At 43.1% G+C, this 10012-nt stretch carries 7 protein-coding genes; 4 read left to right on the top strand and 3 right to left on the bottom strand.

Annotation, left to right across the window (positions count from 1 at the left end; genetic code table 11):
* Positions 1 to 255: 255 nt before the first annotated feature.
* Entirely contained in the window at positions 256 to 5991 is a 5736-nt protein-coding gene (locus V7L05_RS31040; protein ID WP_335169992.1) for a translocation/assembly module TamB domain-containing protein, read from the top strand.
* 24 nt (positions 5992 to 6015) lie between these two features.
* On the opposite strand, the gene V7L05_RS31045 is transcribed toward V7L05_RS31040, so the two are convergent.
* The 3 genes from V7L05_RS31045 to V7L05_RS31055 form a co-directional block, all read right to left on the bottom strand.
* Entirely contained in the window at positions 6016 to 6597 is a 582-nt protein-coding gene (locus V7L05_RS31045; RefSeq protein ID WP_335169993.1) for a DUF2887 domain-containing protein, read from the bottom strand.
* Positions 6598 to 6722: 125 nt separating this feature from the next.
* The gene (locus tag V7L05_RS31050) at positions 6723 to 6947 is read right to left on the bottom strand and encodes a DUF2887 domain-containing protein (RefSeq protein WP_335169994.1); all 225 of its coding nucleotides are present in this window, start codon (positions 6945 to 6947) and stop codon (positions 6723 to 6725) included.
* Positions 6948 to 7025: 78 nt separating this feature from the next.
* Positions 7026 to 7955 (bottom strand): carbohydrate ABC transporter permease, encoded by a 930-nt coding sequence (locus V7L05_RS31055; RefSeq protein WP_335169996.1) that lies wholly within the window; start codon positions 7953 to 7955, stop codon positions 7026 to 7028.
* 126 nt (positions 7956 to 8081) lie between these two features.
* Between V7L05_RS31055 and V7L05_RS31060 the strand changes: the two genes are divergently transcribed.
* From V7L05_RS31060 to V7L05_RS31070, 3 genes are all read left to right on the top strand, one after another.
* A complete protein-coding gene (locus tag V7L05_RS31060) occupies positions 8082 to 8744 on the top strand; it encodes a GIY-YIG nuclease family protein (protein ID WP_335169997.1) in 663 nt (220 codons plus the stop codon).
* 346 nt (positions 8745 to 9090) lie between these two features.
* Positions 9091 to 9309: a helix-turn-helix transcriptional regulator gene (locus V7L05_RS31065; RefSeq protein ID WP_335169998.1), complete on the top strand. Its 219-nt coding sequence runs from the start codon at positions 9091 to 9093 to the stop codon at positions 9307 to 9309.
* Between the two features lie 196 nt (positions 9310 to 9505).
* The gene (locus V7L05_RS31070) at positions 9506 to 9934 is read left to right on the top strand and encodes a tubulin-like doman-containing protein (RefSeq protein ID WP_335170000.1); all 429 of its coding nucleotides are present in this window, start codon (positions 9506 to 9508) and stop codon (positions 9932 to 9934) included.
* The last annotated feature ends 78 nt before the right edge of the window (positions 9935 to 10012 follow it).

The following is a 10012-nucleotide window of genomic DNA, read 5'->3' on the forward strand; positions in this document are numbered from 1 at the left end:
TAAGGTCTATTAACATTAAAGTTCTAGGTTGTGCCTCAGGAAAAGTCACATAAACAATTTTCAATCTATTCAGCTCAGATTTTCCTGAAAACGCCAATATTATTAAGCATAAGTGTTAGATCAAGCAAATTCCGTAACTCAACCAATGAGGTCTTGGGTTTAGTTGGCGTATCCTGGAAATGGCATAGTGAATCAATGTGCCAGTTAATGCTTGTGTGTGCCAGCGATATCCGGCAATTAATACTGTGAAAGCAAATGACTAACTCTTCCCATCAAGATCATCACTCCCTTTCCCCTATCCGCAAGCGTCTGTGGTTGCTGGTGTTGAGGCGGGGTAGCATTGCCTTGGGCGGACTTTTACTGTTAGCAATTGTCGTCGGTATTTGGCGGTTGTGGACTTTTGTCCAAACAGAGTTAACACCCTTAGCACAACAAAGTCTGACAACTACACTCAACCGGCCGATAAAACTGGGAAGAGTCACACAATTTTCTTTGATGGGAGTGCAGTTTGGGGGTTCAGCTATCCCCGCGACACCCACAGATCCAGATCGGGCGGTAGTCGAATCTGTAGAGGTGGGTTTTGACCTGTTACAACTAATTATTAACCGCCACCTAAAGCTAGATGTCACCTTAGTTAACCCAGATATTTACATTGAACAGGATGACCAAGGGCGCTGGGTTTCCACTAAGATAGCGTCGTCTGGCCAAGGCGGCGTAATTAAAACCGATTTGGACTACCTGCGGTTTCGTAATGCCAAGCTGGCCTTGATGCCACAGAAGAGGGATGAGGGAGCAGGGGGAGATAAGGGAGCAAGATCCCCCTCATCCTCCTCATCCCCCTCATCCCCCTCATCCCCCGTAACATTTTCTCAACTGAATGGATCTGCCCAACTTTTAGCAAATAACCAGTTCATCAGGTTTGAAGTGGGGGGTCAAGCAGATAGTGGTGGCAGTATTTCCATTCAGGGAGAGACACGTTCTAAGGTGCTCGCAGGGAACTTTCAGGTGCGATCGCAAGATTTGCTGGCTGCGGATATTACTCGCCTAATCAAGTTACCAGTGAACTTACAGGCGGGTCGAGCTAATGGCGACTTGTTAATTAAGTTGACACCAGGACAGCCGACTTTATTGTTTGGCAACGCTGCTGTGCAAGGGGTAACAGTTCAAATTCCGAAAGTGCCGCAACTGTTGAGCAATAGCCAAGGAAACCTTCATTTCCAGGGAACAGAGTTGCAGTTAAATAATGTTACTAGCAACTACGGCAAAATTCCCTTAGTGGCGACGGGAATTATTGACACTAAAGCAGGTTTTAAGTTGGCAGCGCGTGTCAATATGGTGAGTTTGGCTAATGCCCAAGAAACTCTTAAGGTAAAACTACCTGTGCCGATCGCTGGACAAGTACAAGCTTCTTTGCAGATTACCGGATCAACAAAAGAGCCGATTCTCTCAGGCACAGTTGCCACAATTCAAACTGCCCGGATTGACAAAGTTGATTTTAATAACATCACTAGTAAATTTGAGCTTGTTACTAAATCTTCTTTAATTACCCTGAAAGATATTCAAGGTAAAACGAAAGTTGGTGGTGAAATCATCGGCGCTGGTACAATTCAACTCGGAAAAAACCCCCGACTGGATTTAAATTTCGCTGCCCAGAATCTTCCAGGGGATGCGATCGCCAAAGTTTACGAAATAACACCCAATTTCCAAATCGGCAATGTCTCAGCTACAGCCCAACTAACTGGCACTCCTACCAATGCCCAAACTCTGGTACAATTCCAAGCTCCTAACGGAACTTACCCCGGAACTGGCGAAGTCGCGATCGCTAGCGATCGCACCGTCTCTTTCCGTAATGTGGCTCTGAATGTCAGTGGTGGTACGGTAGGGATAACTGGTAGTTATGTCAATCAGCGTTGGCAAGCTGTGGCTGTTGCCTCTGGGGTGAAGTTGGAACCCTTTGTAAACAAAAGTCAACTGCAAAATGTCTCTTTGGCGGGGGTAGATTTCAATGGTCGTCTGATCCTCTCAGGTAGCACAGCACCATTTAAAATTGCCACGATTCGCACTGATGGTGCAGGAATTCAAATTGGTGGCGGCACAGTTGCAGTTTCTAATATCCAACTGCAAGACCAAAACTTTTCTGCTGAACTCGTAGCTAATAATGTGCGGTTGGGACAAATATTAAAACAGTCTCCTCCAGCTTTAAATAATCCATTGGCGGGTATGTTCCAAATAGCAGGCAACAGAGATAATTTCAGCCTAAAAACCCTCCGTGGCAGTGGTGAGGGTCGCCTTGCTATTGGTGGCGGGACTATTAAAGCCTCTAATATTCAAATTGCTGATGGTCTATATCAGGCGCAAGTTCAAGCTAAGAATGTTCCTGTGCAGCAGTTGGCAACAGTACCAAAGCAGTTCCAAGGAACGTTAAATGGTCAGTTCAACGTCGCGGGTGCTGTTGATCCTTTTAAACCACAAAATATTCAAGCCAATGGTCAGGCACTAATTAATGTTGCAGGTGGAACGATCGCAGCCTCTAATATCCAAGTGGCTAATCGTGTATATCAGGCGCAAGTTCAAGCAAATAATGTACCCTTGCAGCAGTTGGTAGCAGTACCACCGCAGTTGCGAGGGATGTTAACTGGTCAACTGAACGTGGCGGGTTCTGTTGATTCTTTTAAACCGCAAACTATCCAAGCCAGTGGTCAGGGACGGCTGAATCTTGCAGGTGGAACGATCGCAGCCTCTAATATTCAATTGTCAAATGGTCGCTATCAAGCTGTAGTTAATGCTGACGGTGTGGAATTAAATCGGTTAAATCAGCAATTGCGGGGTCAATTTGGCGGTCAGTTGCAATTAGCTGGCACCCTTGGATCATCCAAATTAGCTGATGTGCGTGCTGCTGGACAGGTACAATTATCCCAAGGTATCCCCGGTCTTGAACAACCCTTGACGGCTGCGATCGCTTGGAGTGGTGAAAGGCTGACCATTGAGCGAGCAACTGCTCCCGGTTTAAATGTTACTGGTAACATATTAGCCAATGCAAAAAAGGCAGGTATACCGGAAATTACTGAGCTAAATCTCAACGTCCAAGCCCAGAATTACAATCTAAAACAGTTACCGATCAATCTTCCTAATCAGGTTGCTGTGGCGGGGAAAGTAGATTTTAATGGTCAAATCACTGGGAAGTTGCCGTTACCAAATGTAGTAGGGCAAATTAATTTACGAGACTTGGTTGTTCAAAATATTGCTTTTGAGCCGTTGTTAACTGGAAACATCGATTCAGCACAGGGACGCGGTTTAAATTTGAACTTGGCAGGGAATCGCGATCGCCTGGACTTTAATTTAGATGCCAATAATCGCCCTAAATCCTTCTTAGTACAATGGCAGCAAGCATTAGCCACAGGTAATGTTGAAGGGAATGATTGGACACTCAAAGTTGCAAATTTCCCCTTGCAAATATTGAATTTGACTCCGCCACCAATTACTCGTTTGGGTACTGGTAAGATCGCTGGATTGTTAACTGGGGATTTGCTGTTGAATCAGCAGACATTGGCAGCAACGGGGAATTTAGCGATCGCCAATCCGCAAATTGGCCGGCTTAAAGGCGATCGAATAGCTGCTCAATTCCGCTACGCTAACGGGAAAGCCACACTCGCCAGTAGCGAATTTCTCAAGGGCAACAGTCGCTACGCCCTTGTCGGTACTTTGGCTCAAACTCCTAAAGGCCCTCAACTACAAGGTAAACTGAACGTCAACCAGGGTAAAATCGAAGATGTTCTAGCTGTAGCACAGGTATTTGATTTACAAAATTTGCCAGGTGGTTCAGCAGAAATCTACGGCACAGCAGAGGATCTAACCACCACCCCCCAAGGAGCGCCAAATCAGCCCTTATTTAACCAAATCCAACGGTTTTCTGAAATTGAAGTCCTGGTAGCAGAACAGGAACAACAGCGACTTAATTCTACTCCAATACCAGATTTGGCAGACTTAAAGGGGACTTTCAACGGAGAAGTGGCTGTAAATACAGCTACAGCCAATGGATTGTCAGTGGCATTTAATTTGAATGGACAAAATTTTACCTGGGGTAAAAAAGAAGAACTGAATCGTTTTTATACTGCCGATAACGTGATTGCCGAAGGCAACTTTGAAAACGGTGTTTTAAGTTTGCTACCTTTACGAATCGAGTCTAAAAACAGGCTGATTGCCTTCACGGGTAACGTTGGCGGTGATCAGCAATCCGGTCAGTTGCGGGTGAATAATTTTCCGGTACAAATACTGAATAATTTTGTCAAACTGCCAGTTGGAATCACAGGTAATCTTAACGCTACAGCAGCTTTAGCAGGCAGTATTGCTAATCCCCAAGCTAGAGGGGAATTGCAAATCACAGAAGGAATACTAAATCAGAACAAAATAGAGTCAGCGAGGGCAGGTTTCAGCTATGCCAACGGACGCTTAAACTTTGGTAGTACTGTAGCAGTTGCTGGGCCAAAACCTGTTGATATTACTGGCAGCATACCTTATAAATTGCCTTTTGCTTCCGTGGCACCAGACAGCGATCAAATAACTCTGGATATGAAGTTGGAAAACGAGGGATTAGCACTGTTAAATGCATTCACTAATCAAGTAGTATTTGAGAAAGGTCAAGGAGAAGTAGACCTCAAGGTACGCGGAACACTCAAAAAACCCGAAGTAAATGGAATTGCTACTATTAATAATGCTACTTTTTCAGCCCAGGCTTTGCCAGGTAAGCTCAGACGTGTTACAGGTAGAGTGCTGTTTAATTTTGACAGCATCTTAGTAGAAAATCTTCAGGGTAGATTTAGCCGTGGTCAGGTAGAAGCTGCTGGAGAAATTCCCATTTTTAACAATGAGAACGTGATTATCAACAATCCCCTAACCGTTAATCTCGATCAGCTAGCGTTGAATCTCAAGGGACTTTACCAGGGAGGCGCTAGCGGCAATTTGCAGATTACTGGTTCTGCCCTCAACCCCATGATTGGCGGTAAAGTTAGTTTGTTTGATGGTCAGGTATTGCTGGCAGAATCTACCGATGCTAATGCATCTGCAAATAGTAGTCTTGGTGTATCACCCACAAAAGCCAATAAGCAGAGTCAACGTGAAATTGGGAATGGGATGGGAAATGCGATCGCGCCAGCCTTGCCGTTAGGCATCGCTAAATTTAATAATCTAGATTTGGAACTAGGCAAAAATGTCCAAATTACCCGTCCACCTATTCTTAGTTTCCTTGCAACTGGTAATCTCATCGTTAACGGTTCAATCAATCAGCCAATACCCGATGGTACTATCCGCTTAGAAAAAGGTGGCGTCAATTTATTTACTACCCAATTTAACCTTGCTTCTGGCTATAAACACACCGCAACTTTTAGTCCCTCTCAACCCCGTGACCCTGACTTAGACATTCGACTATTTGCCAAAGTACTGGACGTAACTCAAAATAATGATTTCAGCCGGGTAAATTCCACAGGTTTATCAGCCTTAGAGAGTGTTCGAGTCGAAGCTACTATCAAGGGTCTGGCCAGCAAACTAAATGAAAATCTAGAACTTACAAGCAGCCCATCACGTAGTCAAACCGAAATTGTTGCTCTTTTAGGAGGTGGCTTTGTAGACACCCAAGGACGTGGTGACAGTACATTGGGTCTGATTAATATCGCAGGTTCGGCTGTGTTCAACAATTTTCAGTCAGCTTTTAACCAGATTGGGAGTACCTTTGGCTTAAGTGAATTGCGGATATTTCCTACCGTTATTTCTGATAATCCCGAAGCCGGAAGAAGCAGTTCAAGTTTGGAATTAGCAGCAGAGGCTGGGGTTGATATTTCTTCTAAAATATCCTTTTCCAGCATCAAAATTTTGACAACAAATGACCCCTTCCAATGGGGTGTTAATTACCGCATAAACGACGAATTTCGAGTGCGTGCTTCCACTAATTTATCTGATGATAGTCGTGCTGTAGTAGAGTATCAAACGCGGTTTTAAAGAATCTCTTCAATGATGAATATTTCATGTTCCCTGTTCTCCTTGCTTCTCAATAGCTTGTCGTACCTGTTCAACATCCAATTGTAATGCTTCGGCGATTTGCTCTATACTTAAACCAAACTTAAGCAGACGGGGTATAGTATCGAGCTTTGTTTCTTCCTTTACTTCCTGGTAAAATTTAGTTTGCCTCCAATCAGTTAATCCAAACATCGCTTCCAACTCCTGCTGACTTTTATTTACAAATTTATAGATAAGCATTCTCTCTACTAATTCTAAGAGATTGCTACGCTTAGCTTCATCGGTTTGTTGTACTTGATTTATCAAGTTTTTCGCTTGCTGTACGGCTTGATCTTCTGCTGCAACTACTAACTTAATCACGCCTAGCCCAATCGAAGATGATGGTACATCATCTAACTCGTCTAAATAAATTATCCGAATTTGCTGTTGAGCTAATGATGTTTGATAAATGAATGGCACACCTGGGTCGAGACTGCGTTGAGCAAAAAGTAATACTGCTTGCCAGCGACGTTGAGGTTTATTGAAAGCGGCGGGAAACTCCATCCCCTCGTGGGTGGAGAGGGATAGCCGCCCCGCCGCTTGGGGCATAGGGCATAGGGCATTGGTAACTTCTTCCCCATGCCCTATGCCCCATTCCCAAAAACTCCACCCACAAGGGGATGGAGTTTTTTATATTGATTTATATACAGGAAAGTTTCTGTGATTATTCGCCATTAAATATCATTATCGCGCTGAAACTGCACCTCAACAAAATAGATTGTGTCTTCTGGGAAGTCAGGTTTGGGTAAGAATAAACCATCGATACGACGTGCTAGTTCTTTGATTTCTACTGAGGTAAATTGGTAGTGCAACGCCAGGGCTGGGGATTGTTCCAAAAGTTCAAATAAGACACCTGGAATAGTTTGGAATAAGGTGTAAAAAATCGTGTCTGTTTTCATGCACTCTCGATATTTGAATATTTTCAGATGTTCGGGGATGCTCTTGACCGAATTTAATATATTTAAATTCGGTCAATATCAGATTGTAATATTATCGTCCCCCTGCTGATTAATAATTAATCGCAAAATTGATAACCCCAAAATTATCAAAAATAGCACTAATCCAATAGTGCAAGCATAGCTAATTTCCAAATTATTGAAGGCTTGCTCATATAGATAATAAACAATCGTTTTCGAGCTACTAAGTGGCCCCCCTTGGGTCATAATGTATACTTCTTCAAAGACTTTGGTCGCAGAAATAGCCGAAATTACTGCCACTAGTGCTAAATACGGCTTCATCAAAGGTATGGTAATATCCCAATGTTTGCTGATACCATCAGAGCCATCGATCGCAGCAGCTTCGTACACATCAGCAGGAATTGATTGCAACCCCGCTAAATAAATCACCATGTAGTAACCTAGTCCCTTCCACACGGTGACAGCCATGACGCTGGCAAGAGAAATTGGTACAATACCAAAAATCTTGGCTGGGCTAGTTAGCCAAGGAATACCTTCTGGAAAAAGACCTAAAGCTTTCAGTAACTGATTGAGTAATCCGTTTTCGGCATACAGCCATTTCCAAGCTATTCCCGCAACCACCATTGAAATTACCACTGGGGTGTAGTAAGCTGCTCTAAACCAATTCATCCCCCGCAGTTTCTGATTTACCAAAATTGCCAGCACTAAGGGAGCAATTACTAAAATTGGTACTACACCCACAAGATATAGAAAAGTGTTTTCCAAGGTTTTCCAAAAAACTGCATCTTTCCAAAGCTTGAAGAAGTTTGCGAAACCTATCCATTGTGGCGGCTGGCCAATATCTTCATAGCGAGTAAAGCTAAGGTAAAATGCTTGCAGTGCAGGCCAAAAGACAGTTAATCCCAAAAGAACCAAGGCGGGTAGCAAAAACAAATAAGGAGTCAGTCGTTGTTTGATGAACATCCAATTTTTAGGCGTTAATTGATTCATAGGAAGTTTAATAGTTGTTTTTGCTTTGTCAGAACAAGAATTTGGAAATGTGAGTAGATTTAAGCTTCAATATTTTAAGGGCATATATTTGCGTAGCGCTAATTAATAACTCGGAGATAAACTGCAATGGAAACTCAGCATAACTCGCCAATTGAACATCAAAATGTCCCCATAAACCACCGTGGACTGCATGATTTTTTGTACAGTTCTGACGACGAACACGCCGCCATTGAGGTGAGTATAACTCCTGAACTGGCAAACAATGGTACTGAAATCATTGACCTTGAGGCTTGGAGTACGGCTGCTCAGAACGCTAAAATTGCAGGTGTTTACGCCGTATTAGACGCAGAACGCCGCCCACAGTACATTGGCTATTCTCGGAATGTGTTGCTTTCCCTAAACGGTCATATCACCCAAAATGGTCAGCAAAAGTGTGCTTTTGTCCGCGTGCAAGCATTCAAGTTCCCGAAGCGTCAAGAAATGGAAGATTTGCGAGATGCGTGGATAGCAGAACTCGAAACTACACCACCTGGTAATGCAACCGATTGCGGGATGTGGGCTAGCACGGTAGGCGAAGCTACCAAGGCGGTAATGTCAGAGGTTCAACGCCAAGCCTACGAGGAGAAAAAGCTAAAACTGCGGAAAGCAATGGCTGACACAACCCTCTCTAAAGAGTCAGAAACAATAAATCCGAGTGAAGCCGAACGTCAGCGTCAACTTGAAGCTGCGGTGACAAACGATGACTGGAGTGTAATTATCGACGCACAGACACAGGAAACTAAGTCTTAGGTGTCAATTAAATTAGTTGTTTGTATTGAGAAATTAGTGTTTATTAGTGTTTAGTTTAAATCAAACTTAGATGGTAGCACTATAGTAAAGTGAATCATCAAACCTAATTTCTCTTCAATTCCTATAAAAATCGGTATCCCATAGGCAAAATACTGAATCTAAGGGCGATCACGCTTGAATTCAAGTTCAATATCACTTAAAAAACTCCCTTAATCAAAGCAATAAATTTTACTATAAAAACACATTTCAGTGTATGTACGGTGGTTGTGCAGATTTAGCATGAATAATATGTAACAAAGAATATAGCATTAGCGACTTAAGCTAGTGAATCAAGTTTAGAAGTTAAATGACTATCAAAAAACCCTTGGCTATCAACCAGCCAGAGGTGGGGCAGATCATTCGTGATCTGCGACTTTTGGCTGGGCTTACGCAAGAACAATTCGCAGCCACTCTAGGCGTTACTTATACTACGATTAATCGTTGGGAAAATAGACGCTCTAAACCGTCGCCGCTAGCGATGGAGAAGATTGAGAGGATGTTGGAGGAAATGGGCGGTCAGGGCTAGGATTTACTGGCGAAGTATTTGCCGAATTAGTTCTGGTAGCAGGTTTCTTTAGAGGAGCAATGCAAGCTCCGTTTTGATGTGAGCGATCGCATCTCGTCCGTTCAGATTCGCGCATAGCAATTACGGTTTGAGAATATTTACAGAATATGAATTCTAAAACTATATACAGTAAATTTCAGTAAAGTGAGTGTTATAAATGGCTGATTACATTGGAATGACTCCCACCGTAGTAATTGGACTGGGAGGAACCGGAAAGGAAGTTCTGATCAAAGTCCGTCGAATGATTGTAGAGACTTACGGCTCCCTGGATGCTTTACCTATTCTGTCATTTTTACACATTGACACCGAACAGAATGCAAAGGTTTCTGAACCACAGGTTGTGTTAAAGCAAGACATTTCACTTCGCCCATCTGAACAGGTGTGGGCTAAGGTGGAAGACGCTAAAGCTATTCTAAATAAGCTTTCTGCCTACGAACATTTAGCTGAATGGTTTCCTAGTCAACTCAAAGGCACTGATTCAATCCTAGCTGGAGCCGGACAAATCCGATCGCTGGGAAAGTTTGCCTTCACTTTGAACTACCAAAATATTAAAACTAGCTTCAACAATGTGGCTCTCCAAGAGTAGTTATGTTAAAATAACATGAATAAATAAAGCAACCATCAATAAAACTACAGAAGTTAGTGCCATAAGCCTAGTGTTTGA

The sequence above is a fragment of the Nostoc sp. genome, from assembly GCF_036917755.1.
Classification (GTDB): Bacteria; Cyanobacteriota; Cyanobacteriia; order Cyanobacteriales; family Nostocaceae; genus Nostoc.